Source organism: Reyranella aquatilis, from assembly GCF_020880995.1.
Lineage (GTDB): Bacteria > Pseudomonadota > Alphaproteobacteria > Reyranellales > Reyranellaceae > Reyranella > Reyranella aquatilis.
Genome location: NZ_JAJISD010000004.1, coordinates 124,503 through 151,151 on the forward strand (window position 1 = coordinate 124,503; position 26,649 = coordinate 151,151).

Sequence of the window (26,649 nt, forward strand, 5' to 3'; positions counted from 1 at the left end):
AGAACGACATAGCACGACCTGCACAACAGACTGCGCCCACCCGTGAGGGTCCGCGCGTCAACGGCGAGATCCGGGCGGCCCAGGTCCGTCTGATCGACGAGAACGGCGAAATGGTCGGCGTGCTGAGCACGCGCGAAGCCATCGAGATGGCCGAAGAAGCGAACCTCGACCTGATCGAGATCTCGCCCAACGCCGTTCCGCCGGTCGCCAAGATCTCCGACTACGGCAAGTACAAGTACGAGGCCCAGAAGAAGGCCCACGAGGCGCGCAAGCACCAGAAGGTCATCGAGGTCAAAGAGATCAAGATGCGCCCGAACATCGACGACCACGATTACGAAGTGAAGATGCGCGCGATGAAGCGGTTCATCGAGGAAGGCGACAAGGTCAAGGTCACCCTGCGCTTCCGCGGCCGCGAGATGGTTCACGCCAACCTCGGCATGGAGGTGTTGAACCGCGTCCGCAGCGAGATGGACGAGCAGACCAAGATCGAGTCGATGCCGCGCATGGAAGGCCGGCAGATGATCATGGTGCTGGCGCCCAAGTGATGTGCCCGGCGTGACCCAGGTCGTCACGCCACTGCGACAAGCGTAGAGCGGGCGGCCCCTACTTCTTCTGGGGCCGCTGCCGTAGCGTCACCGTACCCACGCCGCGCATCTCGTCCGGGTTGAAGCGTCCCGTGGTCACGACATTTTCCGGCCAGTTCACGCTGTAGACGGTCTCGCCGGCGAACGACATGGGTGCGTCGGCCTTCGCGGACTTCCAGTAGTCGCAGCGCACCGCATCGGCGGGATCGAGCTGCTGCGCCAGGCAGAACTGGTGCAGCACGTAGGGAATGAAGCGCGGCCGGCCACCCTCCGGGGCGGTGGCCACGTTCAGCGCGAACGACGCCGGCTGCTGGTTGCAGCGCGGTCGTGCCACTATCTCCGAGGAGCCCGGCGTGCGCCGCTGCAGCGCCTCGAGTTCGACCCGCAGCGCCTCGAGCGCCCGCGTCCGCGCGGCGTCGGTGAAGGCGGCGGCGACCAGGGCCGCCTCGTAGCGGCCGATCGCTTCGGCGACCGGTGCTTCGGGATATCCGGCCCGCCCGAGATCGCGCGACCAGGACAAGGTTTCGAGCGCGCGCACCGTCATCTCTCCGACGAGGCCGGAACTGTCGCCCCACTCGCCCAGCACGTTGTAGGGCGTCCAGCAATATTTCAGCAGATTGTAGCCCCCGGCTTCGACCGGCAGGGCGCGCGTCTTCAGAACGCCGATCGACTTGGCGACCACGGTCTTCATCAGCAGGTATTGCACGGCGGGGTTCTCGCGAGCCTTCTCCGAACTCGGGAGCGCTGTGAGGGGCGTGACCGCCGCGATGGCATTGGCCGGCGGCGCCAGGGGCGGGTCGAGCCGGATGGCGGACGGGCTGGCAGGCACCGGCGCGAGGGACTGGGAGGGGGACAGCGGCTGGGTTTGCGCCTGCGCCGAAGAAACCGCCAGCGCGGCGAGCATAACGAACCCCAAGGTCTTCATTGCTTCCGGTCTCCGGCGGTTGCGGCTCTCGCCGCTGCCGACAACGCCGGAATGCGCCCAACGTTGCGTGTGGGGGCCAGCCCCGACTGAACGCTCGAGGTCCACCACCGCAGAAGGCGCGCAAAGAAAACGGGGCGCCGCAGCGCCCCGTTGTCCCAAGTGTAGGCCGCTTATTGGAAGCGGCGATTGTTGTTGTAGGGGTCGACAGCGTTGGGAATGCCGTCACGATCCCGGTCACCCCACGCCTGGTTCGGACGCGGGTTATCGTTGCGGGGGTCGTAGGCGTTGGGGACGCCGTCGCGGTCCCTGTCACCCCAAGCCTGGTTTGGACGGTTGTCGTGGCGGTCGTAACGATTGGGCACGCCATCACGATCCCGGTCGCCCCAGCCCTGGTTCGGGCGATTGTTGTTGTATTGGTCGACGGCATTGGGAATGCCGTCGCGATCCCGATCGCCCCAGGCCTGCGCGGTCGCCGGCTGGAAAGGTGCGGTGGCTACGGTTGCCGTCGCGAGAGTCGCGGCAGCGGCGAGAGCGGTCAGACCAATTCGCTTCAACATCAGTACCTCCGTTCTGCGCAGCTTCGCCCGCGCGATCGTCGGCACTACGCGCCCGGTCGGAGCGCCGTTGCCGCGGCCTGAAAATTCGACCGGCCACCATTTTGCCATGCGGCGGGATTCTGCTCGATTCTCAAAGCGGCCGTCACCAATCGCACATCATCCACAAAGAAGCGCCCGCCACAGCGAGGAGGCGGGCGCCTGTCGGTTGCTTACAGCCGAAGCCGCTATTCGTCACAGCAGGGGCCGGCGTCCTCGCAGCAGGGGCTGCCTTCGTCACAGCACGGCTGCCCCGCATGCGCCGCCGCTCCGAAGGCGAACAGCAGGACAAGGGTCGAAAGGATCGTACGCAACATCATGTTCTCCATTGATTGAAAAGACGGCCTGCGAGGGGCACTGATCGCGTTAACGGTTCCGAGACGATGCGGGACAGGCTCGCCATGATGCTTCAAGGTTAGGCGCTGAGGGCGGGTTTGTCAGCGATGCAGCCCGGCCTGCAGCTCTTGCCTCACGCAGGGTTGACCTCTCTCCGCCCCTCACCGCTCCGCTAGGGCATGTAAGCCCCACCGTTGACGTGCAGCACCTGCCCCGTCGTGGCATCCGAATCGTCCGAGGCCAGGAAGACCGCGGTGCGCGCGATCTGCCCGGGCGTCAGCAGTTTGCCGCCCAGCGGGATGTTGGCGCGCGCCATCTCGACCAGTTCGGGATCGGTGTTGCCGTAGCGCGGCTGGGCGGTGTCTGTCAGGCCGGGCGCGATGGCGTTGACCCGGATGCTGTGGGGAGCCAGTTCGAGGGCCATCGCCCGCGTCATCGAGACGACGCCGCCCTTGCTCGCACTGTAGTGCACGCCGCGGACGGCGCCGCGCACCGCCTGCGAGGACAGGTTGATGATCGAGCCACCCTTGCGGCCGGCGGCGATCAGCGCCCGGGCGACGGCGATGGTGGCGAAGCAGCCGGCCTTCAGGTTGATGTCCATCAGGTAGTCCCAGTCGCTCTCCTTCATCTCGAGCAGCGGGACGCGGGGATAGACGCCGGCATTGTTCACCAGGATGTCGGGCGGCCCCAGCACCTTCACCGTCTCGGCGACCATGGCCTCGATCTCGGGCACCTTCGAGACGTCGGTCTTCAGCAGGTAGGCCTGCCGGCCAGTCTGGGCGATGTCGCGCGCCACCGCCTCGGCGGCCGGCCGGTCGTCGAGCCAGCTCACCGCCACGTTCGCGCCCTCGCCCGCCAGCGCCCGGGCGATCGCCGCCCCGATGCCCTGCTGGGCGCCCGTCACCAGAGCCACCTTGCCTGCCAGTTTCATGCGAAAATCCCCCGCCAAATGGGCATTCTGCCCAGTCCCGGCGTGCTTGCACGGACCGGGCCGTCTCTGTATAAGCCCCGTTCCTTCGAGCGGCTTGGCCAATAAGGGCATTGCCTCGGCTGCTTTGTAAGGACTTTCCGGCCGTCTGCTTACGCAGGGGGCCGGGACCGGCGCGCAAGCGCTAACCCTTTGAAAAGGAACAAAAATGCCCAAGATGAAGACCAAGAGCGCGGCCAAGAAGCGTTTTCGCTTCACCGCGTCCGGCAAGGCAAAGCATGGGGTCGTGGGCAAGCGCCACGGCATGAGCAAGCGGGGCAACCGCTTCCTCCGTCAGGCGACCGGCATGGCGATCGTGTCCGAGCCGGATACCCGAATCCTCAAGCGCAACTTCTTCCCGTACGAGAGGTAGACCATGGCACGCGTAAAGCGGGGCGTGGCTGCACACGCTCGTCACAAGAAGGTTCTCAAGCTCGCCAAGGGCTATCGCGGCCGCGCCAAGGCGGCGTTCCGCGTCGGCATCGAGAAGGTCGAAAAGGGCCTTCAGTATGCCTACCGCGACCGCCGCAACAAGAAGCGCGCGTTCCGTGGCCTCTGGATCCAGCGCATCAACGCTGCGACCCGCGAGCATGGCATGACCTACTCGCAGTTCATGAACGGGATCATCAAGGCCGGGATCGAGATGGACCGCAAGGTCATGGCCGATCTCGCCGCCCGTGAGCCTGCGGCGTTCAAGGCTTTGGTCGACCAGGCCCAGGCCGCCCTCAAGTAACGTCTTCCGCGCGTAACGCGCGGCTGGCAGAGATCGCAAAGAGGGAGCCTGGACCACAGGCTCCCTTTTTTCGTGTTCGGTTTCGAGAGTGGGAAAGATGGACGATCTTTCGACGATTCGCAGCGAGGCGCTCGACGCCGTGCAGGCCGCCGCCGACCTCGGTGCGTTGGAGGCCGCCCGCGTGGCCGTGCTCGGCAAGAAGGGCAGCGTCACCGGCCTGATGAAGACGCTGGGCGGGCTCGCGCCCGAGCAGCGCAAGGAATTCGGCGCCCGCGTGAACCAGCTCAAGGGCGAGATCGAGGCCGCGCTCGACGCCCGCAAGGGCTCGCTGAGCGCCTCCGCACTCGAAGCCCGGCTCGCCTCCGAGAAGATCGACGTCACCCTGCCCGCCCGTCCCGCCGCGGAAGGCTCGCTGCATCCGATCGGCCAGGTGATGGACGAGGTCGGCGCCATCTTCGGCGAGATGGGCTTCACCTGGGCCGACGGCCCGGACATCGAGGACGACTGGCACAACTTCACCGCCCTCAACATTCCGCCGGATCATCCCGCGCGCCAGATGCAGGACACGTTCTATCTGCCGCCGCGCGCCGACGGCACGCCGATGGTGCTGCGCACGCACACCTCGCCGGTGCAGGCGCGCACGATGCTGAACAAGGACGTGCAGAAGCGGCTGGCCGACGGCGGCTCGCTGCGCATCATCGTGCCGGGCCGCACCTTCCGCATCGACAGCGACGCTACCCACACGCCGATGTTCCACCAGGTCGAAGGCCTGGTGATCGACCGCACGACGCACATGGGCCATCTCAAGGGCTGTCTCGTCGATTTCTGCCGCGCCTTCTTCGAGGTCGACGACCTGCCGCTGCGCTTCCGCCCCTCCTACTTCCCGTTCACCGAACCGTCGGCCGAGGTCGACATCGGCTGCTCGTGGAAGGACGGCGAGCTGAAGATCGGCGCCGGCGATTCGTGGCTGGAGATCCTGGGCTCCGGCATGGTGCATCCCAACGTCATCGCCAATTGCGGCCTCGATCCCGCCGTCTATCAGGGCTTCGCCTTCGGCATGGGTATCGATCGCATCGCCATGCTGAAGTACGGCATCCCCGATCTGCGCGCCTTCTTCGACGCCGACCTGCGCTGGCTGCGCCACTACGGCTTCTCGGCTCTGGAGGCCGTGAAATGAAGTTCACCCTGTCCTGGCTCAAGGAGCATCTCGACACCACCGCGACGCTCACCGAGGTGCGCGACGCGCTGACCATGCTCGGCCTCGAGGTCGAGGGCATCACCGACCCGGCCGAGGCGCTGAAGGGCTTCATCGTCGGCTACGTGGTCGAGGCGGTGCAGCATCCCAACGCCGACCGGCTGCGCGTCTGCAAGGTCGACACCGGCGCCAGCATCGTCCAGGTCGTCTGCGGCGCGCCCAACGCGCGCACCGGCATGAAGGGCATCTTCGCGCCGCCGGGCAGCTACGTCCCCGGCACCGACCTGCACCTCAAGGCCGGCAAGATCCGCGGCGAGGAATCGAACGGCATGCTCTGCTCCTCGCGGGAGTTGCAGCTCGGCGACGATCACAGCGGCATCATCGACCTGCCGGCCGACGCCGTGACCGGCCAGCCGGCGGCCGAGGCGCTCGGCCTCGACGACGCGGTGATCGAGATCAAGGTGACGCCCAACCGCGGCGATTGCCTCGGCGTCCATGGCATCGCGCGCGACCTCGCCGCCGCCGGACTGGGCACGCTGAAGCCGGTGAAGGCCGACAAGATCGCTGGCAGCTATGCGAGCCCGATCAAGTGGACGCACGACTACACGCCCACGCCCGACAGCCCCTGCCCGATCGTGGTGGGCCGCCATTTCCGGGGCGTGAAGAACGGCCCCTCGCCCGACTGGCTGCAGCGCCGCCTGAAGGCGATCGGCCTGCGCCCGATCTCGGCGCTGGTCGACATCACCAACCTCGTGACCTTCGACCTCAACCGGCCGCTGCACGTCTATGACGCTGCGAAGCTGTCGGGCGACCTGGTCATGCGCCAGGCGCGCGACGGCGAGCAGACGCTGGCGCTCGATGGCAAGACCTACACCCTCGATCCGGCGGTGTCGGTGATCGCCGATTCGAAGGCGGTGCACGGCATCGGCGGCATCATGGGCGGCGAGGAGACCGGCGTTCAGGAGGGCACCACCGAGGTGTTCCTCGAAGCCGCCTACTTCCAGCCGATCGGCATCGCCGCCTCGGGCCGCAAGCTCGGCATCCTGTCGGACGCGCGCTATCGCAACGAGCGGGGCATCGATCCGGAATCCTGCTGGTGGGGCGCCGAGGTGGCGACGCGCCTGATCCTCGAACTGTGCGGCGGCGAGTGCAGCGAGATCGTGTCCAGCGGCGTGATGCCCGCATGGCAGCGACGCTACGACCTGCGCGCCGATCGCGTGAAGACGCTGACCGGCATCGACGTGCCGGCCGCGGAAACCGCCTCGATCCTGGCGAAGCTGGGCTTCGAGGTGAGCGGCAGCGGTCCGTGGACCGCCGCGGTGCCGTCGTGGCGTCCCGACATCGTGGGAGAGGCCGACCTCGTCGAGGAAGTGACGCGCGTGTTCGGCTTCGACAAGATTCCGACGACCTCTCTGCCGCGCCTGTCGACGACGTCGAAGCCGGTGCGCGATGCGATGCAGCGGCGCGTGCCGCAGGCCCGCCGGGCGCTGGCCGCGCGCGGGCTGAACGAGGCCGTCACCTGGTCGTTCCTGCCGCGCCGGAAGGCCGAACGCTTCGGCGGCGGTCAGCCCGATCTGCAGCTGCTGAATTCGATCGACGCGACGCTCGACACGATGCGGCCCTCGATCCTGCCGAACCTGATCGACGCGGCGTCGCGCAACGAAGCGCGCGGCCTCGCCGATCCGGCCCTGTTCGAGGTCGGTCCGCAATACAAGGATGCGACGCCGCAGGGCCAGCGCATGGTCGCCGCCGGCCTCCGCCATCACGCCGCCGTGCCGCGCAACTGGGCGGGCCCGGCGCGTACCGTCGACGCCTTCGACGCCAAGGCCGACGCGCTGGCGGTGCTGGCCGCGATCGGCGCGCCCGACACGATCGCCGCCTATGGCGGCACGGCGCCCGACTGGTACCATCCCGGCCGTTCCGGCGCGCTCAAGCTCGGCGACCGCGTGATGGCCTACTTCGGCGAGCTGCATCCCGCGATCGTGGCGGAAGCCGACCTCAAGGGTCCGGTCGCCGCCTTCGAGGTGTTCCTCGATGCGCCGCCGCTGCCCAAGGCGAAGGCCACCAAGGCGCGGCCGAAACTGGTGCTCTCGCCGTTCCAGCCGGTCGAACGCGATTTCGCGTTCCTCGTCGAGGCCGGTGTCGAGGCGGACAAGCTGGTGCGCGCCGCGCGCAACGCCGACAAGGCGCTGATCACCGCCGCGCGCGTGTTCGACGTCTATGCCGGCAAGGGCGTGCCCGAGGGCAAGAAGTCGCTCGCCATCGCGGTGACCTTGCAGCCGATGGAACGGACGCTGACGGATGCCGAGATCGAGGCGGTGTGCAACAAGATCGTGGCGCAGGTGACCAAGGTCACGGGTGCTACGTTGCGTGGTTAGGGTGAAATGACCGACCTCTCGCTGATTCGTAACTTCTCGATCATCGCGCATATCGACCACGGCAAGAGCACGCTGGCCGACCGGCTGCTGCTGGCCTGCGGGGCGGTGACGGAGCGCGAGTTCCACGACCAGATGCTCGATTCGATGGACATCGAGCGCGAGCGCGGCATCACCATCAAGGCGCAGACCGTGCGCCTCAACTATCCGGCGCAGGACGGCAAGACCTACGTCCTGAACCTCATGGACACGCCCGGCCACGTCGACTTCGCCTATGAAGTCAGCCGCTCGCTGGCGGCCTGCGAGGGCTCGCTGCTCGTGGTCGACGCCAGCCAGGGCGTCGAGGCCCAGACGCTGGCCAACGCCTATCACGCGATCGACGCCAACCACGAGATCATCCCGGTCCTGAACAAGATCGACCTACCCTCGGCCGAGCCCGAGCGGGTCTGCCGCGAGATCGAGGACGTGGTCGGCATCGACACCTCGGAGGCCGTCAAGGTCTCGGCCAAGACCGGCATCGGCATCGACGACCTGCTCGAGGCGATGGTCAAGCGCCTGCCGCCGCCCAAGGGCGACCGCGATGCGCCGCTGAAGGCGCTGCTGGTCGACAGCTGGTACGACCCGTACCTCGGCGTCGTGACCCTGGTGCGCGTGCAGGACGGCGTGCTGCGCAAGGGCATGAAGATCCGCATGATGGCCGCCGCCGCGGCCTACGACCTCGACAAGGTCGGCGTGTTCAAGCCCAAGCCCACGGACGTGCCGGAACTCGGCCCGGGCGAAATCGGCTTCATCATCGCCGGCATCAAGACGATCGCGGACTGCAAGGTCGGCGACACCATCACCGACGACCGCAAGCCCGCGACCGAGATGCTGTCGGGCTTCAAGCCCAGCGTGCCGGTGGTGTTCTGCGGCCTGTTCCCGGCCGATGCGGCCGAATTCGAGACGCTGCGCGAATCGCTCTCCAAGCTGCGCCTCAACGATTCCTCGTTCCATTTCGAGGCCGAGACCAGCGCGGCCCTGGGCTTCGGCTTCCGCTGCGGCTTCCTCGGCCTCCTGCATCTCGAGATCGTACAGGAGCGGCTGGAACGCGAGTTCAATCTCGACCTCGTCACGACCGCGCCCTCGGTCGTCTACAAGGTCAAGATGGTCGACGGCACGTCGATGGAGCTGCACAACCCGGCGGACTATCCCGACCCGATGAAGATCGAGTCGATGGAGGAGCCGTGGATCAAGGCCACGATCATCACCCCCGACGAGCATCTCGGCTCCGTGCTCACGCTCTGCCAGGAGCGCCGCGGCCAGCAGATCGAGCTCACCTATGCCGGCACCCGCGCCATGGCGGTCTATCGCCTGCCGCTGAACGAGGTCGTGTTCGACTTCTACGACCGGCTGAAGTCGATGACGCGCGGCTATGCCAGCTTCGACTACGAGATGGACGGCTACGAGGAGAGCGAACTGGTGAAGCTCGCCATCCTGGTGAACGCCGAGCCGGTCGATGCGCTGTCGATGATCGTCCACAAGAACGCCGCCGAGAGCCGCGGCCGCCAGCTCTGCGAGCGGCTGAAGGACCTGATCCCGCGCCAGCTCTTCAAGATCGCCATCCAGGCCGCGATCGGCGGTCGGGTGATCGCGCGCGAGACGATCAGCCCGATGCGCAAGGACGTGCTGGCCAAGTGCTACGGCGGCGACATCAGCCGCAAGAAGAAGCTTCTGGAGAAGCAGAAGAAGGGCAAGAAGCGCATGCGGCAGATCGGCGAGGTCGAGATCCCGCAATCGGCCTTCATCGCCGCCCTCAAGATGGACAGCCGCTAGGCCGACCGGACCGGCTGCGGCCCGGCCGGGCCCGGATCGAGGCCCGGTCCGGCCCGGTTCAGCTCACGAAAGCCCGCCGCGGCGTCGGCGCGGGCGCGAGCCCATCAGGAAGCCCGGCTCGGGACGACCGACGTCGCGGCGGCCGATCCAGACCAGCACGAGGCCCAGCACGAGGAACGCGGGCATCGCCGGCACGGTGAGCAGCGGCCGCATCATCCAGGTCCACAGGATGCCCGACAGGTGGCGCCTCGCCGATGTCTGTGTATTGCCGAGCGAGGCCGGGTCGAGGTGCGACCACAGGCTCCCGAAGGTCGAAAAAGGGTAGCTCCCCTCGGACCACCAGGTGAGCAGGTCATGCACGACCACTGCGACGGCCACGGCCAGCGACAGCCAGCCCAGGGCCCGAATCACGACCATCACGCCCCCAAAGCACCGGTCAGCCCGCGCCTCGACCCTAGCCAAGCCGGCGGAACCGGGGAAGGACGTTGCCCAAACCATCCACCGATGTATAAGAGCGGCCAACCGCGCGCTTGGGGACAGGTGGCCGAGCGGTTTAAGGCACACGCTTGGAAAGCGTGCGTGGTGTAACAGCCACCGCGGGTTCGAATCCCGCCCTGTCCGCCAGTGGTGCTGCTCCAAATCGCTGAATTGCACTGGAGAAGAATCTCCAGAGAGTGGCCCAATATGGACCCCATTCTCTGCACCAGATCGAAAACAAGAAAGCGGATGATCTGAGGCAGCACGAATGCTTCAGGCACTTGGCGCCCGTCGACGACGCGGCGATACAACAATGTACGACCGCGAGCTGAGTGACGCTTCGAACCGCGCAAGTTCAAGAGCCTTGCCCGACTCCTGTTCCCGTCGTTCAAGCTGGGTCACCGGATACCACGGACCATCCTCCGGGCGCCGGCGGTCGCGCTTCTGCAATTTCATACCCTCGTCTCGGTAGGTGCGACCTGATTTGACGTGTCGATCTCCGGTGACCATGAGATCTTTTCCGAATCGAATAGGTATTCGAAGTTGGGCGTGATCGCTTCCAACCCGCACCCGGACCTGCCGAATCCCCTGTTCGGGGTTGGGCCTGAACGGATCGGGCGCGAGCCTCAGGAACGCCTGCTTGCGATCGTCGACGACTGGCATCGACGGATTCGGTCGCGCAGGCGCGAGGCGATCTCCTTCTGCGGCTTGCCGAAAAGGACCTCCACATCGACACTCATCCGCCCTCCTCCCACTTCCCCGATATCTCTAAGCCTTGGCAATCCAGCGAAGATCCATCGGCTGATCCTGCTTGTGTGAGACGAGGACCTGCCATCTTGCTGGGGTTCCTGCCGAGCGAGCATAGATTCGCCCCTGATTGTCATGGCCGGTCGAGAAATGTCGCTCCCACCACCCCGGATAGCCGGTTAGGGATTTCCACGCTGGCGGAAGGCCGCGCTCTTGCCGGTCAAGCGCCGCCAAAGCCTTCCAAAGAATGTCGCGTTCCGGGAGTTCCACGGCGATGAAGCGCAGGCTGTCTCGGACGAAGTCGATGCGCGGCAGCAAAGCAGCGACCGCGATCCCGAGCTCGGCCTCCAGTCTGTTGGGCTTTGGCGCTACGGCTGGCGTGACCACCGAGGTAGCCTCAAGCCGGTTCCGCAAGTCCAACGCCTCGGTCTCCGCTTCGGCAAGGCGGGCCGCCATCGAATCGAGATTGCCCAGGAGCGCCTCGCGTTCCTGGGCGTGAGCGGACGTTGTCTCGGCGACCTTTCGCACCTCGGCAAGTTGGGCCTGCAGACTGATGCGATTCGCTTGCGCTGCGGTCAACGCCTGGACGAGCAGTCGCTCGCGCAGAGAGGCTTGCTCTTCGCTCGGCGGTGATACCGCGACGTCCCTGAGGAGGCCGGGCAGCTTTTCAGCGATACCGTCCGGCATCGCCCCCAGCCGGATAAACCAGTCCGCTGCGCCACCCGAAAGGTTGGGGCCCGATCGCAAGACCTGGCACCCGACATCCGTGAGTCGCCTCACGGCCGTCTGGCAAGCTCGCGCACTGCCTTCGATGAAGACGTAGGAGTCGTTGCCGCCGCGCTCGGCGACGATTGCCACATCCGGGCCTTCATCCTCCCATAAGCGGCAGTGCGCCGGCAGCAGTCCACGGTCGCTGACGTCGATGACGTTGCCGCCGCGCAAAGGAAAGACAAGACCGCCCCACCTAGCGGCTTCAGCACCATCAGGCGTTCGGAACAAAGCCAGCGCCTCGCGCGCCAATTCGCTCCCTTCTCGCAGAACCCGTATTTCCCGCGTCGCCGTCATTTCTCAGTTCATCCGGTTTGCAATATGGTTATCATGCTTTCATGGCCGCACAACCGGCGGTTCTAGGGGGACTGGGTGGCGTGGATTTCGGCGCAAACCAAGGCATTCCAAGATGCTTTGGAAGCGGGTCATTGGGCTGACCTTTTTGGAAACTGGCTCGTTATCGGTGGACTGTCGTGCGGTATCCTGATCTGGGCCATGATCGCGGCAGTCCGCTTGCGAATTGGCGTGAGAAAGCTGCGAAGCGCCCTCGATTCGGCTACGGCGAGCCTGAACGCGACACCGCGCCAAGCGCGGGATTTCGCTAGTTTCTACGAAACTATTGGGTCGTCGCTGCAGGATGCGGAGATCGTTGGACCAGCCTGGCGCGACTGGTCAGCAACCGTCATCACGCCAGAAGCGCCTCGTACCCCGGTCCGATCGACCAGTCGGCCATATACTTACTTCTCCCTAAATCTGCTGCGCTATTGCCGGATAAACCCTCGCCACCACGCGGCAATGCCCAACCTGCTGGTCGGTGTCGGACTTCTGCTGACCTTCATCGGATTGGCGTTTGCCCTGTCATCAGCTGGTGGCATGGCAGATCCAAGCGTGGGAAACGAAGTTCGCCAGAAGGCGCTTCAGAACCTGCTTGACGTCGCCGCTGCCAAGTTCGTTACCTCCTTGACAGGCCTTTTGTGCTCGCTCGCATACACGTTTTACCGCGGAAGCCAGCTCGACAAGGCTGAACACTCCCTAGATAACTTCCTTGCGGCTCTAGAGGAGCGAGTCCCGCTCGCGACTCCGGCAACTCTGCAAGCCGAGGCCAATGCGCTTCTCGAGCAGTCGCTGACCCTCCAGTCCCAGTTCACCACCGAACTTGCCGTCAACATCGGCAGCAGGCTCGACAGCGCGCTCGATCAGCGGCTGGGCGAACATATCGGCCCGCTGCGAGACGCCATCGAGAAACTGTCGACAGGTATAGGCAGCATGGGCGAAGACACGCTGCGCAGCCTCGTCGACGAGTTTCACAAGACCCTGCAGGGCGGGGCCGACACCCACATGAAGGAACTTGGCGCAACGCTGGAACGCACGTCACAAGCCATGGAGGAAATCCGGGGTGGGCTGACCGAGGCGGCCACGCGAATGGCCAGCGCCGCCGACCAGATCTCCGAGCAGATGGGCCGGAACGCCGAACAGGCGATGTCGCGGATTACCCAGCAGATGGAAGGGCTGGTTGGAGAACTGCGCAGCCTCGCAGAGCAGTCGCGAGCCGCCGGCACCGACGCCATGGCCCAAGCCTCCGCACGAATCGCCGAAGCGGGCGACGCGTTCGGCGTTGCCGCGCGGGCGATTTCTACCAGCCTCGAACAGACGATCGGGAGTATCACCGAACGCCTGGGCGGCGAAGCCGAAGCAGCGACACGACGCATGACCGAAGAACTCACCAGGGCCATCGGTGCGATGACGGAACTCGCCGAACAGAACCGGTCGGCCGGCGACGACGCCACGAAGGCCATGGCCGAGCGTATCGGCCAGGCGGCCGAGGGCTTCGAACGCAGCGCCGCGCATGTGGCGGAAGCGCTGACCAGCGGGGCCGGCGATGCCGCCAGTCGTCTAACCGCCGCGGTCGAGGAGCTGCGCGACAACTTCACAAGGCTCGCCAGCGACCTTGCCGGCAACATGGAGACCGCCGGCACCCAGTTTGCCCAGCAGGGCCGTGACGGCGCGACCGCCCTGGCCGAAGCGGCTCATGCCGCGGCAGCGTCGCTCCGAGCAGGTGGGCAGGAAGGCGGCGATGCTCTCCGGACCGGCGGCGCCGATGCCAGCCGCGGCCTGCAAGCCGCCGCGGGCGAGTTCGCCACACCGGCGCGCGAACTGGGGCAGCGGATTGCAGCCCTCCAGAGCGAGGCGCTGGAGCTGGGCAAATCCCTGACGGCGATGCGGCAGGCGGCCGTGGAGGCGACGGCGCCGCTCCGCACGGCGACGGCCGACCTCGTCAAGCTCGGCGCCTCGGGGCAGAAGACGGCCGCAGATCTCGCCCTTGCCAGCCAACGGATCGCTCCCCTGGCCGACTCCATAAACGGCGCCATGCAGCAACTCGCAGAGGCGGAGCGGCGATTGGGGGCGCTCAGCACAAACCTCGACACAGCGCTTGGCGGTTTCAAGGACCTCGATGCGTCACTGGGCAGGGTCTTCAAGGATCTGCGGGAGGGGCTGGGCGGGTTTGCCGAGCAGATTTCGCGCTTCGTCGTGGAGATGAACAAGGACATGGCGCAGGCCGTCAACACGCTGAGCGGTGCCGTCACGGAACTGGCGGAGGCCCGCGACGACGATCCCGAAAACCGGCGCAGGTGAGCTAAGGAATGCGGCCGTCTCAATCCGAACAGGAAGACGCGGGCGAAGGCTACTTTGCGTCGATCAGCGATCTCATGGTCGGGATCCTGTTCATCTTCTTGCTGATGCTCGCGGTCTTCGCAATCAACTATGCAACAGACGACACGGAGAAGGAGATTCGGGAGCTGCGGGAAAAAGTGGCAGCGCTCACTGTCGACGTCGAGGACCTGCGCAAACTCCTACAAGAACGGGATCGGGAAATCGCATCCCAGCGAGAGAGCATTGCAAACCTGATACAGGCTCGCGACGCCCTTCGACACATCCTCGCTGATCTGGCAGAGCAGCTCGAAAGTGTAAACATCGCGCTGAGTAACGATCAAGGGCGACTGGAGCAGATTCGAGGCGATCTACTGTTCGCGATTCAGCGAGGACTTGCGAGCCGGAACGTCACGGTCGAAGTCGATGTAGCGCAGGGCATTCTTCGACTATCGAGCGAAGGACTCTTTGAACTGAATGAAGCCAGATTTACGACAGATGGCGAGATCAAAGCAAAGGCACTGATCGAAGAGATGGGGCGCCTCTTGCCCTGCTACTCAATATCCAAGGCGGATGATTCCTCATGCAAGAAACAACCGATCTTTGAGACGGTTCTGGTCGAAGGTCATACCGATACGCTGCCATCACCGACTGAAGGAGGAAACTGGCGTCTCTCGACCGATCGGGCGCGCGCCTTTTTACGGCTGATCGACGAATCGCCCCTGCCCTTGAGAGATCTCAAGAATGACAGAGATCAGCTCTTGTTTGGTCTTGCCGGGTACGGCGACGCAAGAAACCTGCAGAGTATTGACGGGAAGGACAGACGCAACCGGCGCATCGAAGTCCGGTTTCTGCTGTCGAGCCGCCGCGAAGACCTGACAGACAAAATTCAACGTTTGGAAGCCGTCCTTTCGACCTTGCGCAGTGTCGCAGGCAACCGGCCATGAGCACGTTGCTCGCCGAGCTCGAGAAGCTCAAAGCCCTGGTCGAAACAATGCCCCGGAAGCGAATTGTTCCACGAGAGCAGGATCGACCAACTTTCAAGGCGCTGACGCACGTTCTCAAGACTTGGGACGTCACCGCCCGCCCAACCGAGGACCGCCTGGTCCGGACTCGGCGGGAGATCCTCGCGGCCCAACGCAGCGGCAGGCCGTTGAAGAACCTTCCCCCAGCCGTTCTTCGGGACGGCATCTGGTTGCTTTGGCCAGCGGCCAAGGACGGCATCGACCGCGACGCTCTGCAGATCGCTATTCTCGACCGGTTGGGCAACAATAAAGGCCTGCTTCGCCGCCTAGTCGATGCTTGGCTTATCGCCTTCGATCCGGACGACGACACGTTTGTCGCCGTAGGTCGGCAGATCGACCGCCATCTGGCCGCGCCGCAAGCGGGCCTCCTTGCCTACTGGAAGGAAGCCCACAAGAGCTACGACATCTTCGACGCCGTGGCCGGCCCCGGCCGCATCGCGGATCGGCTGCTGAAGGATTCTTCGGGTCGTCTGTTGGCGGCGTGCAGGCTGGACGCCCCGGCACGAGCGTCGAGCGGATATCTGCGCGCCGTTCACTACCGCCTGTCCGCTGCTTTACCTCAGTCGATTCGCGGCGATCAGACCGTCGACCACTTCGAGCGGGCAACCCGCTTCTATGCCCCGGAGGGCAAACTCCGCTTCGACGAGCCGGGCCCCAACGGCGCAATGGCCGACGGCCTGGTGGGCGCATGGCTCGGCGGGCAGCGTCAGCCTTCGGATCGGATGAGAGACATGGTGCTGAGTTTCCTGCGGCAACATCTTGGCGATCCGCGGGTCGATCATCAACACCGCTGGGCGCGCGCGTCGGCTGAAACGCGACAGCGGGTGCGGACTTGGCTTTCGGCGCTGTCGCTCGACGCCTTCTTCAACGTGGTCGGGCGCTTCGCCGGCAACGCAGGCATGGGAGAGCAATGGGCAGCAAGGCAAGCCTTTTGGAGTGCTTGCCTGAAGGGAGGCCATATCACCGACAGCTGGCTCGTGCTCGGCGAAAATGCAGCTCGTGCTGTTTCCGACAGAGAGGAACTTCGAGGCAGCTATGGGAGGTTGCGCGACACTGACGCAAACCGGTCCGTCCTTCTCATACAAATTGGCGAGCTGGTCTTCTCCGAGTGGACCTACAATGGAAAGCTGCGCGCTTGGCGCAGCGGCTCGAAAGCCGCCCCAAGATTATTTCGTTCGCGATATGACAGGTCGGAAGTCATTGGCGAAGGGCTGCAGTTCCCGGTTCCGCAGGGAAGGTCAGATCTTCGGGCCAGCGGGCCAGACGGCATATCGCACGCTCACCCAGGCGTCTGGCAGGGACGAACGGCCGCTCTATTACTCCGCGATGAAGGGATCATTCTGCGGCCGACTGAATGGCGAGTTCGATGACCCACAATCTCACCTTTGTTCCGGCCCCAATGGGCACCGAGTTTCGCCTCGTCAACGGCCTTGATTCCGCGCCGTTCGACTCCTGGGCGATCGCTGCACCGACCGCCCTTCTTCCCGGCATCGATCTGCTGAACCGTCTCGTTGCCGAAGATCGTGCGCTGGCCGATGCCGACTTCGTCCTGGTCGAGCATGCCGCAATTGCCGATCTCTCAGCCGCGGAAGCAGCCGCACTCCATCTGCCGCCCCTTTCCGAAGCAGTGGCGCGAGTCACTACGTCCGGCATCGTCACGCATCCCGCTTTCTCGGCGTCACTCCAGTGGCGTCGCTCGACAGGACAAGCCATCGTCGGCGCCGAACGAATCGGTGCCTGGCTCAGGATTGGCGATCGCCTCGGTCGCCTCTCATCGGCGCTCTTCGCCATCGCCGAAGCGATTGCCGCGGTCGGTGTCGCCGGCAATGACGCTGCCTCGCGGCTGGTCGCTATCTCCAAACTCCAGGAACTCCTGCCGGCGGCTACGCAGGACGGATCGGCAACGACTGGCGGGCTTCTGCCGGCGATCGACATTCTCCAGGCCGATGCCTTTTCGCTCGATCTTGTCGGCGAAGGGGCGGCGATGCGGCTGGTGCCGATCCTGCATCGGGCCGGACAGACCGCCCCTGCCCTGCCCCCCGATCTGCAGGCGGCCTTCGGCGACAGCCAGTTCAACCAGTTCTCCACTGTGCGTCCCGTCTACACACTGCCCGGCGGCAAGCTGCTCGTCCTGTCTCCTGCCCTGCGCCGCGCGCTGGGCGAGGTCAGACGACGGCAATCGGGGAAGGCTTCCGCGAAGCGTGCCCTGATGGCAGCGCCACGGGCAGTGCTTCATGCCGCCCTGGAACAAGGCGACGACCCGACGCTTGTCGACCAGATCGACTCGCTATTCGTGGAAACGTCTGCCTATTCCGATCGCGTTGCCGGCCTCGGTGTGTGGACGCCGCGCGTGGTGCCCTGGATCCAGAGGGTCGGCACCGACTGGTTCGGTCCGGATGCCCCCAAAGGGCGGCAAATCCCCGGTGGCCTCGTCGTCGGTGATCGCACGCTGGCGCTCGACGCCGTCGAGGCGGAGGCCCTGCGCCGCCAGGTCGAAGACGCGATCGGACAGGGAGAGCCGTCAGTAGTCTGGGCACCGCCAGGGGAAACGCCGGCCGTGGTCCCTGCCACGCCCGAGACGCGGCAGGCCCTCACCGATCTGGCTCATCAACGCGCCGCGGCGCGTCCCACGACGGACAGCGAAAAGCCAGCGGTGGCCGATGCGCCGACAAGTCTCCTCATCTTCGCCAACGAGGAGGAGGTCGAACACAGTCAGGATTTTCTGGCTCGCTCGGGCCCGGCCCTCGGGCTTCCGTCGAGTCTTGCGACGACACCGAAGCCTCATCAGGAGCAAGGAATTGCTTGGCTGCAGAAGAGCTGGCTGGCGGGACGGCCCGGGGTTCTCCTTGCGGACGACATGGGGCTGGGCAAGACGCTGCAGAGCCTTGCTTTCCTAGCCTGGCTGCGAGAAGGCATGGACGCGGGAGTCATCGGTAAGGCCCCCATCCTGATCGTTGCTCCGACCGGCCTGCTGGCCAACTGGAAGGCGGAGCACGACCGCCACCTCCGGGGACAGGGGCTCGGCGAATGCCTCGCCGCCTATGGCGACGGCCTGCGCGCGCTTCGGACGCAGCCAGCCGACGACGTCCCCGCATTGGATCAGGCGAGGCTGCGCAGAGCCGCCTGGGTGCTGACGACCTACGAGACGCTGCGCGACTACGATCGGGATTTCGGTGCGGTCCCGTTTGCCGCGCTGCTCGCCGACGAGGCGCAGAAGGTCAAGACGCCCGGCGCCCGCGTCACCGATGCCATCAAGGGCATGAACGCCGATTTCAGGATCGCGCTAACGGGAACGCCGGTCGAGAACCGGCTGGCCGATCTCTGGTGCATCGTCGATGGTGTGCATTCTGGCTGGCTGGGGGATCTGAAGCGCTTCAGCCGGCGCTACGAAGACGATATCGACATCGAGAAGCTGCGCAGCCTCAAGACCTTTCTCGAGGGTTCGTTCGGCGGTGCGCCCGCATTGCTGTTGCGACGCATGAAGGAAGACGAACTGCCGGACCTTCCCACGGCGGAGTTCCATCTGAAGGAAGCCGGCATGCCGGCACAACAGGTCCGCGCCTATGACGCCGTCATCGCTGCGGTTGCCGGGAACGAGCGTCGCGGCGCCGTGCTGGAAGGCCTGCAGAGAATTCGCCAGGTCGCGCTGCATCCCGATCCCGCGATGAGCGCGACGGACGAGGAATTCATCGCCGCCTCGGCGCGCCTCCAAGTCTGCATGGACGCGCTCGATCGCATCGCCGCCGTCGGCGAGCGGGCCCTGATCTTCCTCGACAGTCTCGACATGCAGTCGAGGCTGGCCGGCATCCTCCAGCGGCGCTATCGCATGAACGCCCCGCCCGCCATCATCAGCGGCGAGGTGGCGGGGCCTCGTCGGCAGCAACGTGTCGACCGCTTCCAGGGTGCCCCCGACGGTTTTGACGCGATGATACTCTCGCCGCGTGCCGGCGGCGTGGGCTTAACTCTTACCAGCGCCAACCATGTGATCCACCTCTCCCGCTGGTGGAACCCCGCGGTCGAAGATCAATGTACCGGCCGTGCGCTTCGAATCGGACAGAGCCGGACCGTGCATGTTCACATCCCCGTCGGCACGCTCGGAGACGGACGTCGATCGTTCGACCAGAACCTTCATGATCTGCTCGATCGGAAGCGTCGTCTGATGCGGGAGGCCCTGCTACCAGGCGGACTAGATGATGGCGATCAGCGGGCGTTGCTTGAGGCAACGGCATCGGGCGCTGACTGACAAGGCATAGCTTATCCCGAGCTGCTGAAGAGGATGTCCTCTTGTAAGCAAACCGACACGCGTGCTGTGCTGGCCTAAGCAGAACTCACAGGCGCCTGCGGGAAAGCAAGCATGATAAGTCCTTGCACTCCCGCCCCGTCGCCCAGGACACTCACCGCATGAACGACATCACCCCCGAAAACGAACTCTCCGAACGCATTTCCGCGGCGGCCCTCGCGATCGAGGACAAGGTCATCGCGTGGCGGCGCGACATTCACGAGCACCCGGAGCTTTCCTATCAGGAGACGCGCACCGCCGCGCTTGCCGCCGAGCACCTGGAAAAGCTCGGCTACGAGGTGAGGACAGGCGTCGGGATCACCGGCGTCGTGGGCGTGCTGAAGGGCGGCAAGCCCGGCGGCGTCGTGGCGCTGCGCGCCGACATGGATGCGCTGCCGGTCGAGGAGAAGGTCGATCTGCCCTTCGCCTCTCGGGCCACGGCGCAGTATCTCGGACAGACCGTGCCGGTCATGCATGCCTGCGGCCACGACTGCCACGTCGCCATCCTGATGGGGGTGGCCGAGATCCTGGCCGGCATGAAGGACGAGATCCCGGGCACGGTGAAGCTGATCTTCCAGCCTAACGAGGAAGGCTCCAACGACGGCCGCCCGAGCGGCGCCGAAGCGATGATCGCCGACGGCTGCCTGCAGAACCCGGCGCCGTCCGCGGTGTTCGGCCTGCACGTCACCTCGGGCATCCGCTCGGGCGTGATCGCGCTCCGTCCCGGCGGGCTGATGGCGAGCGCCGATCGCCTCAAGATCGACGTCGAGGGCCGCCAGACGCACGGCTCGCAGCCGTGGCGCGGCATCGATCCCGTCGTCACCTCGGCACAGATCATCCTGGCGTTGCAGACCATCGTCAGCCGCCAGCTCGACCCCACCCTCTCGCCGGCGGTCATCTCGGTCTCGACCATCCATGGCGGCGTGCGCAACAACATCCTGCCCGACTCGGTCGCCATGGAAGGCACCATCCGCACCCACGACGAGGGCGTCCGCGCCGAGATCCGGAAGCGCATCGACAGGACTGCCTCCGCCATCGCCGAGGCCGCCGGTGCCAAGGCCACCGTCACGGTCTTCGACGGCGTGCCGGTGACCTACAACGATCCGCCCCTCACCGACTGGGGCACCAACAGCCTGAAGAACGGTCTCGATCCGCAGCGCGTCACCGAGGTGCGCCCGGTGATGGGGGCCGAGGACTTCTCGTATCTCGCCCGGGTCGTGCCGGGCATGTTCTTCTTCCTGGGCGTCGTGCCGCCGGACGTCGACCCGCTGCAGGCGCCGGCCAACCATTCGCCGCTCTTTCGCGTCCACGAGCCCGCGCTCAAGTACGGCGTGCGCGCGCTCAGCTATCTCGCGATCGACTATCTGAAGCGGACGTAGCGAGAGTCTTTCCGGGCGAGACTGAATCGAGCCGAGAATCCGGCACCGACCTCACCCTGAGGAGCATCGCGCAGCGATGCGTCTCGAAGGGTGGGAACGCGCCCCTTGCCTGTTGCCCATCCTTCGAGACGGCCACTCCGTGGCCTCCTCAGGATGAGGTCAGTGCCTCACAGGATGAGGTGAAAGACTCTACGCCTTGGCGTAGGCGATGCTCATGGTCTCGGCAACACAGGCCGGGCGCTCCTGGCCCTCGATCTCGACGGTCCATTGGTAGGTCATGCGAATGCCGCCGTTCGGCATGTCGTCGGCGGCCAGCAGCTTCTGGCGGCCGCGAATGCGCGCGCCGACCTGCACGGGGCTGGTGTAGCGCACCTTGTTCGAGCCGTAGTTGATGCCGTTACGCATGTTCTCGATCTTCAGCACGTCGCGGGCGAAGGTGGAGATCACGGAAAAGGTGAGATTGCCGTGCGCGATGGTCTTGCCGTCCGGCATGTCGGTCTTGCAGCGCTCGACATCGACGTGGATCCACTGATGGTCGCCGCTGGCTTCGGCGAAGGTATTGATGCGCTCCTGTGTCATGACCAGCCAGTCGCTGACGCCCAGCTCCTGACCGACCAGCGCCTTCATAGCCTGCGGGCTCTCGACGATTCGCTTTGCCATGGTGTTCTCCTTCAAACCCTAGAACCGTCTCGACGCAACCCATCCAATCCACTCGCGCCAAGCAAGTCCCAAAGGGTAGCCAGGCTCGGACCGCGCGATAGGTCTAGTTTCATTGTTCCTCATCATTGGTAGCATACACATTTGGGACCGGAGGAATACTCAATGGCAGTACGTCAAGCGATTTGGAAGGTCGGCGGAGCTCCGTCCCCACTACCCGTTTCGTCTTTGCCCAGTGAAAAGGCTCTTGAAGAGATGATCGTGGCTGCACCAGCCATTCTTGACGATCAATGGATGCTCGTGGGTCGACAAATCACTACAAAATTTGGCGGCATCATCGACCTCCTGGCACTGGCTCCGGATGGCTCTCTCGTTCTCATCGAACTGAAGCGAAATAGAACGCCGAGGGAGGTAGTGGCCCAAGCTCTTGACTACGCAAGCTTCGTCTCCTCGCTAAAGTCCGAAGACCTCGCGACAATCTATAGTGCGTTTGCGCCAGACAAAGACCTGGCTACGGACTTCAGATCGCGGTTCGGCACGGACCTCGACGAAGACACACTCAACGGCAGCCACCAAATCGTCGTTGTTGCAGCAGAGCTCGACGATAGCACTGAACGCATCGTGGCCTATCTCGGCGATCGCGGCATACCCATCAACGTCTTGTTTTTTCAGGTCTTCGCTGACGGCGATGCGCGTCTACTGAGTCGCGCCTGGCTCAGAGACACAGTGGAGACTCAGGCCAACGCCGTCACCGCCGCGAGCGGTACGAGTGAGCATTGGAACGGTGAGTACTACGTAAATTTTGGCCAGAGCAACACAAGGGCGTGGAGCGAAGCCGTTGAATACGGGTTCGTTTCCGCTGGCGGTGGCAGTTGGTACAGCGGGGCGCTGAAGCGCCTTAGTCCCGGCGACCGCATTTGGGTGAAGGCGCCGAGCTACGGCTTCGTTGGTGTCGGCCGTGTCATGGGAACGGCTGCTCGCGCAAACGACTTCTTGTTACCTACGGCAGCCGGTGATCGGCCGGCACTGGAGGTGCTCAAGGCTGGTACATATCACCGCGAGTATGCGGATGACCCTGAAAAGTCCGAGTACTTCATTCCTGTCAAATGGCTCGGCACAGTACCACTGGAAAAGGCCGTCAACGAAGTCGGACTATTTGGCAATCAGAACACGGTTGCGCAGCCCGCCTCGCCAAAATGGCGACACACCATCGAGCGACTCAAGCAGGTCTTCTCGCATTGGGATGCGCCCGCCAGTTGAGATAGTCGGCGTCAGCCGCCGATGGCGGCCCGGATGCGATCGACCGCGGCATCGGGCGCGGTGAGCACCGGTGTCTCGACGGCGGCGCCGACGGCCGCCAGCGCCCGCGACGTCGAGAAATGCGCGAGCATGATGGCGTCGCAGTGCGCCAGCTCGGGCGCCCGCGCGGCGATCAGTGCGTTGTGCCGGTCGGCGTCGCCCTTGCGCAGCGCGTCCATGGCGCCCTCGACGACGATCGTCTCGAGTGTGGCCGTGGCGCCTGCTTCACCGACGAACTGCTCGAACTCCTCCGTCATGGTCAGCACCGACGGCGCGAAGGTCGCGAGCATGCCGATCCGCCGGCCCCGGCCGATCGCCTCCCGGAACATCGCTTCGTTCGGCTTCAGCACGGGCATGGGCAGTTCCTTTGCCATGCGCTCGATCGCCGGCCCGAACGCCGAGCAGGTGACGAGGATCGCCTCGGCCCCGAGGCGCTGAGCGTAGTCGCCGAGCTCGACGAAGCGCTCGAACATGCGCGGCGTCAGCTCATGGTCCTTGGCGCGATCGACCGACAGCGAGGAGTCGAGCAGGTCGACGGTCTCGGCCTCGGGCCACCGCGTGGCGAACGCGCGCTGGATGGGGTCGATAGCGACGGGTGTGCCATGCAGGAGGACGACGCGAGGCTTCTTCGACATGCGGCCGGTCTTTCGAAAGGAGAGCGTTTTCAGGAATGCGACAGGCGGGATACGAGACCGCCATCGCCATAGGCTTTGGCCGCGGCCGGCGAGGCCAGCAGCGCCATCCACGCGGCGGCACCCTCGGGGTTCGCGGCATCGGCGAAGATGGCGGCATCGAAGGTGGAGACGGTCTGGACTTCCGGCGGAAACGGGCCGGCGACGGCAACGCCGGGGACCGACATCAATTCGCTCACCTGCTGGATCGCGATGTCGGCCTCGCCGCTCGCGACCTTCTCGCCGGTGAAGCCCATCGGGATCGTGACGGCGCGCGCATTGACCTCGGCGGCAATGCCCAGTCGCTCGACCAGCCCGGTAAAGTAGATGCCGCTCGCCCCCGCCCGCGAATAGGCCACGGCCCGCGCCGCCACCAGCGTCCGCTTGAAGGCCTCGACGGTCGAGACGTCGGGTTTCGGAGCGCCCTCGCGGACGCCGACGCCCAGGATCGAATCGGCGAGACAGACGCGGGTCTCGGGCCGCACGATGCGATCGGCGCAGAGCTTGTCCATCGATCCGTCGATGGCGATGACGACGTCGGCGCGCTGCCCTTCGGCGATCGACTTCATGATGGCCGTGGTCGGACGCCAGTCGATTTCCAGGCGATAGGGCGAGGCGGCCTCGAAGGCCGGTTTCAGCCAGCGATTGACGGCCACCTCGAGGGCAAGACCGCTCATGACGGCGACGGACGACGGCGATGCCACTGGATTCACTCCTCGCACAACGGACGCCGTCACTATAGCGGGCTGCAGCCATGGCCGACGGCAAAATGTGCTATCGGTTAACAAAGATCCCGAAAACAGGAGGAAATCGAGTGAGCTTTCGTGCCTCGGGCCATAGCTGGCGTCTGTACTGCGGAACGAACGTCCTCGAGGGTTCCCTCAAGGAGGTCGCCGCCCGCGCCGGCGCCAAGCGCGCCTTCGTCATCTGCTCGCCGTCGATCAACGGGCGAACCGACACCGTTCGGCGTATCGAGAAAGCGCTGGGAGCGACCTTCGCCGGGGTCTTCGACCGGATCGAAAAGGACTGCCCCTACCCGAACGTCTGTGCCGCCCGGGATGCCGCGCGCGAGGCCAGGGCCGATCTCCTCATCGCGGTCGGAGGCGGAAGCGTGCTGGTCGCCACGCGGGCTGTCGCGATCTTCCTCGGCGAGGATCGCAGTCCCTTCGAGATCATGACGCAGTATCCGGCCGACAAGCCGGCCTACAGCCCGCGCCTGGCGGCACCGAAGATCCCCATCGTCAACATCCCGACAACTCCCACCAGCGCCATGAATCGCGCCGGGACGGGCCTGAAGAACGACGATCTCGATCATCGCATGGAGTTCTTCGATCCCAAGACCCGGCCGCAGGCGATCCTGCTGGACCACGACGTCCTGATGACGACGCCGTCTTCTTCGCATCGGTCGACCGCCACCACGGTCTTTTCCAGTGCCGTTGCAGCCATCGCCGCCGCCGAATCCAATCCGCTGGTCGAAGGCGATCGCCTCCAGGCCTTCCGTCTCGCCTTTCGCGCCTATGCGGGCCTTGCGGAGAATCGCGACGATGCGGCCTCGCGCGCCGATCTCTGCATTGCGGCCTTCCTGCAGAACCGCGCCGAGGACGATGGCGCGCGCATGGGCGCCAGTTCTTCCTTTGCCGGAGACTACGCCGTCTCCACCGCCCTGCATGTCCAGTTCCCCCATGTCGGCCAGGGCGAGTCGATTTCCACCATCCACGCCACCAAGATCCGGCTGTCGCAGGATGAAGATGCCGCCGCGGCGCAGCTCGTCGCCGAAGCCCTCGGCCTTGGTGGCGCCGACAAGCCGCTCAGGCCGGTCATCGCCGATGAGCTGGAACGACTCTACCGCTGCGTGGGAATGCCGATCCGTCTCAGCGAACTGAACATCCCGCGCTCGGCGATCCCCCTCATCGCAGGACAGACGGTGAAGAACTTCAATGCCAATGCGGGCGTTCGTTCGGACAGCGAACGCATTGCCGCGGCAGAGCGTCTGCTGGAGGCCGCTTACTAGACGGCTTCGCGCAAAAGGGCACGCGCGACGCCCGGTCATCAGAGAGCATAGAACGCTTGCCGGAATGGTATCGGCGGACGCGTCACCGACCTGCGGCGGGGGGCGATCGTCGGCACCTCCGCGCTGCGCCGGCGCGCCCAGCTCCTGCGTCGCCGCCCCGATCTGCAGGTCGTCACGCTGCGCGGCAATGTCGACACGCGCCTGGCCAAGCGCGAGCGCGTTGAGGTCGAGGCGACGCTGCTCGCGCTCGCCGGCCTGAAGCGGCTGGGCCTCGGTCATGTCGGTATCCCGATCCCGGAGGACGAGATGCTGCCGGCGGTCGGCCAGCGCGCCGTCTGCATCGAATGCCGCGTCTCGACACCAGGACACGCGGCCTGCTCGCCGCCATCGATCACCAGCCGACCGGCATCGCGGTCGCCACAGAGCATGCGAATTGCTGGCCGTGCTCGACGGCCCGGGCCGCACGCCGATCGCGGGGCACCCGGTCGTTGCATCGGACGGTTCGCTGCATGTGCGCCGGCAAGCCACGGCCGGTGCGGCGGTGGTGGAGCACGAGCATCGCGGCTTCAACAACCATCCGGAGCCGGATCAGATCGACGATGCGACCGCTCTCGAACGGGTCTTGCATTAGACTATCTCCCGGGGACTGATCTAACGGACGGCTCGGCACGTATCTTCCCGCACGACAGGGGGAAGCACCGCCGGGTGCATCGCACAATCATGCAACTTTTCGCCGCCTATCTCGCCACCCTGTCGGTCTTCATCGCCCTCAATCTCACGTGGAACGGCCTCGTGGTCATGAAGCTGTATCGTCGTGAGCTGCGGGACGTGCTGGCCGAAACACCCCGCCTGCTGCCGGCCGCTCTCTTCTACCTGATACACGCGGGGGGCGTGCTGTTGCTGGTCGTGCGATCGGCCATCGACAGCGGCGGCTGGCACCAGGTGGCAGGTCTGGGCGCCGTCTTTGGCCTGTGTGCCTACGCGACATACGACCTCACCAATGCTGCAACGCTCCGCCGCTGGCCCGGCAACCTGATGGCACTCGACATCACCTGTGGCGTGATCTTCACGTCGATCGCCTCGGTCGCAGGTTTCCTGGCCGCGCGCATGATCGCAACGGGTGCCGCATGACCCGGCCCGCCGACCATCCCGCCGGGCTGGCGCTCA

At 65.5% G+C, this 26,649-nt stretch carries 23 protein-coding genes, 1 tRNA gene and 1 pseudogene; 17 read left to right on the top strand and 8 right to left on the bottom strand.

Annotated features, from left to right (window positions below; genetic code table 11):
• The first annotated feature begins 8 nt into the window (after positions 1-8).
• The gene (infC, locus tag LJ725_RS11045) at positions 9-545 is read left to right on the top strand and encodes a translation initiation factor IF-3 (RefSeq protein WP_230551008.1); all 537 of its coding nucleotides are present in this window, start codon (positions 9-11) and stop codon (positions 543-545) included.
• A 58-nt stretch (positions 546-603) separates the two neighbouring features.
• On the opposite strand, the gene LJ725_RS11050 is transcribed toward infC, so the two are convergent.
• The 3 genes from LJ725_RS11050 to LJ725_RS11060 form a co-directional block, all read right to left on the bottom strand.
• On the bottom strand, positions 604-1,509 hold the full coding sequence (locus LJ725_RS11050) for a hypothetical protein (RefSeq protein WP_230550711.1): 906 nt from the start codon (positions 1,507-1,509) through the stop codon (positions 604-606).
• A 170-nt stretch (positions 1,510-1,679) separates the two neighbouring features.
• Positions 1,680-2,174 (bottom strand): hypothetical protein, encoded by a 495-nt coding sequence (locus LJ725_RS11055; RefSeq protein WP_230550712.1) that lies wholly within the window; start codon positions 2,172-2,174, stop codon positions 1,680-1,682.
• Between the two features lie 436 nt (positions 2,175-2,610).
• Positions 2,611-3,369, bottom strand: coding sequence for an SDR family NAD(P)-dependent oxidoreductase (locus tag LJ725_RS11060; RefSeq protein WP_230550713.1), 759 nt, complete (start codon positions 3,367-3,369; stop codon positions 2,611-2,613).
• Positions 3,370-3,574: 205 nt separating this feature from the next.
• Between LJ725_RS11060 and rpmI the strand changes: the two genes are divergently transcribed.
• From rpmI to lepA, 5 genes are all read left to right on the top strand, one after another.
• Positions 3,575-3,778 carry a 50S ribosomal protein L35 gene (rpmI, locus tag LJ725_RS11065; RefSeq protein ID WP_068187876.1) on the top strand — a complete coding sequence of 68 codons (204 nt, stop codon included), beginning with the start codon at positions 3,575-3,577 and terminating at the stop codon, positions 3,776-3,778.
• Positions 3,779-3,781: 3 nt separating this feature from the next.
• Positions 3,782-4,138 carry a 50S ribosomal protein L20 gene (gene rplT, locus LJ725_RS11070; RefSeq protein WP_230550714.1) on the top strand — a complete coding sequence of 119 codons (357 nt, stop codon included), beginning with the start codon at positions 3,782-3,784 and terminating at the stop codon, positions 4,136-4,138.
• Positions 4,139-4,235: 97 nt separating this feature from the next.
• Positions 4,236-5,315: a phenylalanine--tRNA ligase subunit alpha gene (gene pheS, locus LJ725_RS11075; protein ID WP_230550715.1), complete on the top strand. Its 1,080-nt coding sequence runs from the start codon at positions 4,236-4,238 to the stop codon at positions 5,313-5,315.
• The gene (gene pheT, locus LJ725_RS11080; protein WP_230550716.1) at positions 5,312-7,711 is read left to right on the top strand and encodes a phenylalanine--tRNA ligase subunit beta; all 2,400 of its coding nucleotides are present in this window, start codon (positions 5,312-5,314) and stop codon (positions 7,709-7,711) included. The genes pheS and pheT overlap by 4 nt, the downstream gene beginning before the upstream one ends.
• A 6-nt stretch (positions 7,712-7,717) precedes the next feature.
• Entirely contained in the window at positions 7,718-9,520 is a 1,803-nt protein-coding gene (gene lepA, locus LJ725_RS11085; protein WP_230550717.1) for a translation elongation factor 4, read from the top strand.
• A 63-nt stretch (positions 9,521-9,583) separates the two neighbouring features.
• Here lepA and LJ725_RS11090 read toward each other — a convergent pair whose 3' ends face one another.
• Positions 9,584-9,937, bottom strand: a complete 354-nt coding sequence (locus LJ725_RS11090; RefSeq protein ID WP_230550718.1) for a hypothetical protein — start codon at positions 9,935-9,937, stop codon at positions 9,584-9,586.
• Positions 9,938-10,054: 117 nt separating this feature from the next.
• On the opposite strand from LJ725_RS11090, the gene LJ725_RS11095 reads away from it, so the two are divergent.
• Positions 10,055-10,144, top strand: a tRNA-Ser gene (locus LJ725_RS11095).
• A gap of 621 nt (positions 10,145-10,765) precedes the next feature.
• On the opposite strand, the gene LJ725_RS11100 is transcribed toward LJ725_RS11095, so the two are convergent.
• The gene (locus LJ725_RS11100; protein WP_230550719.1) at positions 10,766-11,809 is read right to left on the bottom strand and encodes an efflux RND transporter periplasmic adaptor subunit; all 1,044 of its coding nucleotides are present in this window, start codon (positions 11,807-11,809) and stop codon (positions 10,766-10,768) included.
• Between the two features lie 75 nt (positions 11,810-11,884).
• Between LJ725_RS11100 and LJ725_RS11105 the strand changes: the two genes are divergently transcribed.
• The 5 genes from LJ725_RS11105 (at position 11,885) to LJ725_RS11125 (ending at position 20,844) form a co-directional block, all read left to right on the top strand.
• The gene (locus tag LJ725_RS11105) at positions 11,885-14,146 is read left to right on the top strand and encodes a hypothetical protein (protein WP_230550720.1); all 2,262 of its coding nucleotides are present in this window, start codon (positions 11,885-11,887) and stop codon (positions 14,144-14,146) included.
• Positions 14,147-14,154: 8 nt separating this feature from the next.
• Positions 14,155-15,108 (top strand): hypothetical protein, encoded by a 954-nt coding sequence (locus LJ725_RS11110; protein ID WP_230550721.1) that lies wholly within the window; start codon positions 14,155-14,157, stop codon positions 15,106-15,108.
• Positions 15,105-16,556 (top strand): EH signature domain-containing protein, encoded by a 1,452-nt coding sequence (locus tag LJ725_RS11115; protein ID WP_230550722.1) that lies wholly within the window; start codon positions 15,105-15,107, stop codon positions 16,554-16,556. The genes LJ725_RS11110 and LJ725_RS11115 overlap by 4 nt, the downstream gene beginning before the upstream one ends.
• Positions 16,553-19,429 carry a DEAD/DEAH box helicase gene (locus LJ725_RS11120; RefSeq protein WP_230550723.1) on the top strand — a complete coding sequence of 959 codons (2,877 nt, stop codon included), beginning with the start codon at positions 16,553-16,555 and terminating at the stop codon, positions 19,427-19,429. The genes LJ725_RS11115 and LJ725_RS11120 overlap by 4 nt, the downstream gene beginning before the upstream one ends.
• A 158-nt stretch (positions 19,430-19,587) precedes the next feature.
• The gene (locus LJ725_RS11125) at positions 19,588-20,844 is read left to right on the top strand and encodes an amidohydrolase (protein WP_230550724.1); all 1,257 of its coding nucleotides are present in this window, start codon (positions 19,588-19,590) and stop codon (positions 20,842-20,844) included.
• A 189-nt stretch (positions 20,845-21,033) separates the two neighbouring features.
• Here LJ725_RS11125 and LJ725_RS11130 read toward each other — a convergent pair whose 3' ends face one another.
• Complete coding sequence (locus tag LJ725_RS11130; RefSeq protein ID WP_230550725.1) at positions 21,034-21,504, bottom strand: MaoC family dehydratase; 471 nt, start codon at positions 21,502-21,504, stop codon at positions 21,034-21,036.
• A 162-nt stretch (positions 21,505-21,666) separates the two neighbouring features.
• Here LJ725_RS11130 and LJ725_RS11135 point away from each other — a divergent pair, with 162 nt between their 5' ends.
• Positions 21,667-22,761 carry an endonuclease NucS domain-containing protein gene (locus tag LJ725_RS11135; RefSeq protein ID WP_230550726.1) on the top strand — a complete coding sequence of 365 codons (1,095 nt, stop codon included), beginning with the start codon at positions 21,667-21,669 and terminating at the stop codon, positions 22,759-22,761.
• An 11-nt stretch (positions 22,762-22,772) separates the two neighbouring features.
• On the opposite strand, the gene LJ725_RS11140 is transcribed toward LJ725_RS11135, so the two are convergent.
• Together LJ725_RS11140 and LJ725_RS11145 are read right to left on the bottom strand one after the other, a co-directional pair.
• A complete protein-coding gene (locus tag LJ725_RS11140; protein WP_230550727.1) occupies positions 22,773-23,435 on the bottom strand; it encodes an aspartate/glutamate racemase family protein in 663 nt (220 codons plus the stop codon).
• A 29-nt stretch (positions 23,436-23,464) separates the two neighbouring features.
• Positions 23,465-24,175 carry a substrate-binding domain-containing protein gene (locus LJ725_RS11145; RefSeq protein ID WP_230550728.1) on the bottom strand — a complete coding sequence of 237 codons (711 nt, stop codon included), beginning with the start codon at positions 24,173-24,175 and terminating at the stop codon, positions 23,465-23,467.
• 110 nt (positions 24,176-24,285) lie between these two features.
• Between LJ725_RS11145 and LJ725_RS11150 the strand changes: the two genes are divergently transcribed.
• From LJ725_RS11150 to LJ725_RS11160, 4 genes and pseudogenes are all read left to right on the top strand, one after another.
• Positions 24,286-25,482, top strand: a complete 1,197-nt coding sequence (locus LJ725_RS11150; RefSeq protein WP_230550729.1) for an iron-containing alcohol dehydrogenase — start codon at positions 24,286-24,288, stop codon at positions 25,480-25,482.
• Positions 25,483-25,572: 90 nt separating this feature from the next.
• Positions 25,573-25,824, top strand: a pseudogene (locus LJ725_RS29310) (hydroxymethylbilane synthase); the annotation flags it as partial.
• Between the two features lie 91 nt (positions 25,825-25,915).
• Positions 25,916-26,113, top strand: a complete 198-nt coding sequence (locus LJ725_RS11155) for a hypothetical protein (protein ID WP_230550730.1) — start codon at positions 25,916-25,918, stop codon at positions 26,111-26,113.
• Positions 26,114-26,202: 89 nt separating this feature from the next.
• The gene (locus LJ725_RS11160; protein WP_230550731.1) at positions 26,203-26,613 is read left to right on the top strand and encodes a DUF2177 family protein; all 411 of its coding nucleotides are present in this window, start codon (positions 26,203-26,205) and stop codon (positions 26,611-26,613) included.
• The last annotated feature ends 36 nt before the right edge of the window (positions 26,614-26,649 follow it).

What these genes read in the sequence shown, in the direction of transcription:
- LJ725_RS11160 (WP_230550731.1), top strand. Translation starts at nt 26,203, where the DNA reads ATGCAACTTTTCGCCGCCTATCTCGCCACCCTGTCGGTCTTCATCGCC.
- LJ725_RS11140 (WP_230550727.1), bottom strand. Translation starts at nt 23,435, where the DNA reads ATGTCGAAGAAGCCTCGCGTCGTCCTCCTGCATGGCACACCCGTCGCT.
- LJ725_RS11135 (WP_230550726.1), top strand. Translation starts at nt 21,667, where the DNA reads ATGGCAGTACGTCAAGCGATTTGGAAGGTCGGCGGAGCTCCGTCCCCA.
- LJ725_RS11060 (WP_230550713.1), bottom strand. Translation starts at nt 3,369, where the DNA reads ATGAAACTGGCAGGCAAGGTGGCTCTGGTGACGGGCGCCCAGCAGGGC.
- LJ725_RS11125 (WP_230550724.1), top strand. Translation starts at nt 19,588, where the DNA reads ATGAACGACATCACCCCCGAAAACGAACTCTCCGAACGCATTTCCGCG.
- LJ725_RS11055 (WP_230550712.1), bottom strand. Translation starts at nt 2,174, where the DNA reads ATGGCAAAATGGTGGCCGGTCGAATTTTCAGGCCGCGGCAACGGCGCT.
- lepA (WP_230550717.1), top strand. Translation starts at nt 7,718, where the DNA reads ATGACCGACCTCTCGCTGATTCGTAACTTCTCGATCATCGCGCATATC.
- LJ725_RS11115 (WP_230550722.1), top strand. Translation starts at nt 15,105, where the DNA reads ATGAGCACGTTGCTCGCCGAGCTCGAGAAGCTCAAAGCCCTGGTCGAA.
- rplT (WP_230550714.1), top strand. Translation starts at nt 3,782, where the DNA reads ATGGCACGCGTAAAGCGGGGCGTGGCTGCACACGCTCGTCACAAGAAG.
- pheT (WP_230550716.1), top strand. Translation starts at nt 5,312, where the DNA reads ATGAAGTTCACCCTGTCCTGGCTCAAGGAGCATCTCGACACCACCGCG.
- LJ725_RS11050 (WP_230550711.1), bottom strand. Translation starts at nt 1,509, where the DNA reads ATGAAGACCTTGGGGTTCGTTATGCTCGCCGCGCTGGCGGTTTCTTCG.
- LJ725_RS11120 (WP_230550723.1), top strand. Translation starts at nt 16,553, where the DNA reads ATGACCCACAATCTCACCTTTGTTCCGGCCCCAATGGGCACCGAGTTT.
- LJ725_RS11110 (WP_230550721.1), top strand. Translation starts at nt 14,155, where the DNA reads ATGCGGCCGTCTCAATCCGAACAGGAAGACGCGGGCGAAGGCTACTTT.
- LJ725_RS11100 (WP_230550719.1), bottom strand. Translation starts at nt 11,809, where the DNA reads ATGACGGCGACGCGGGAAATACGGGTTCTGCGAGAAGGGAGCGAATTG.
- LJ725_RS11130 (WP_230550725.1), bottom strand. Translation starts at nt 21,504, where the DNA reads ATGGCAAAGCGAATCGTCGAGAGCCCGCAGGCTATGAAGGCGCTGGTC.
- rpmI (WP_068187876.1), top strand. Translation starts at nt 3,575, where the DNA reads ATGCCCAAGATGAAGACCAAGAGCGCGGCCAAGAAGCGTTTTCGCTTC.
- LJ725_RS11090 (WP_230550718.1), bottom strand. Translation starts at nt 9,937, where the DNA reads ATGGTCGTGATTCGGGCCCTGGGCTGGCTGTCGCTGGCCGTGGCCGTC.
- pheS (WP_230550715.1), top strand. Translation starts at nt 4,236, where the DNA reads ATGGACGATCTTTCGACGATTCGCAGCGAGGCGCTCGACGCCGTGCAG.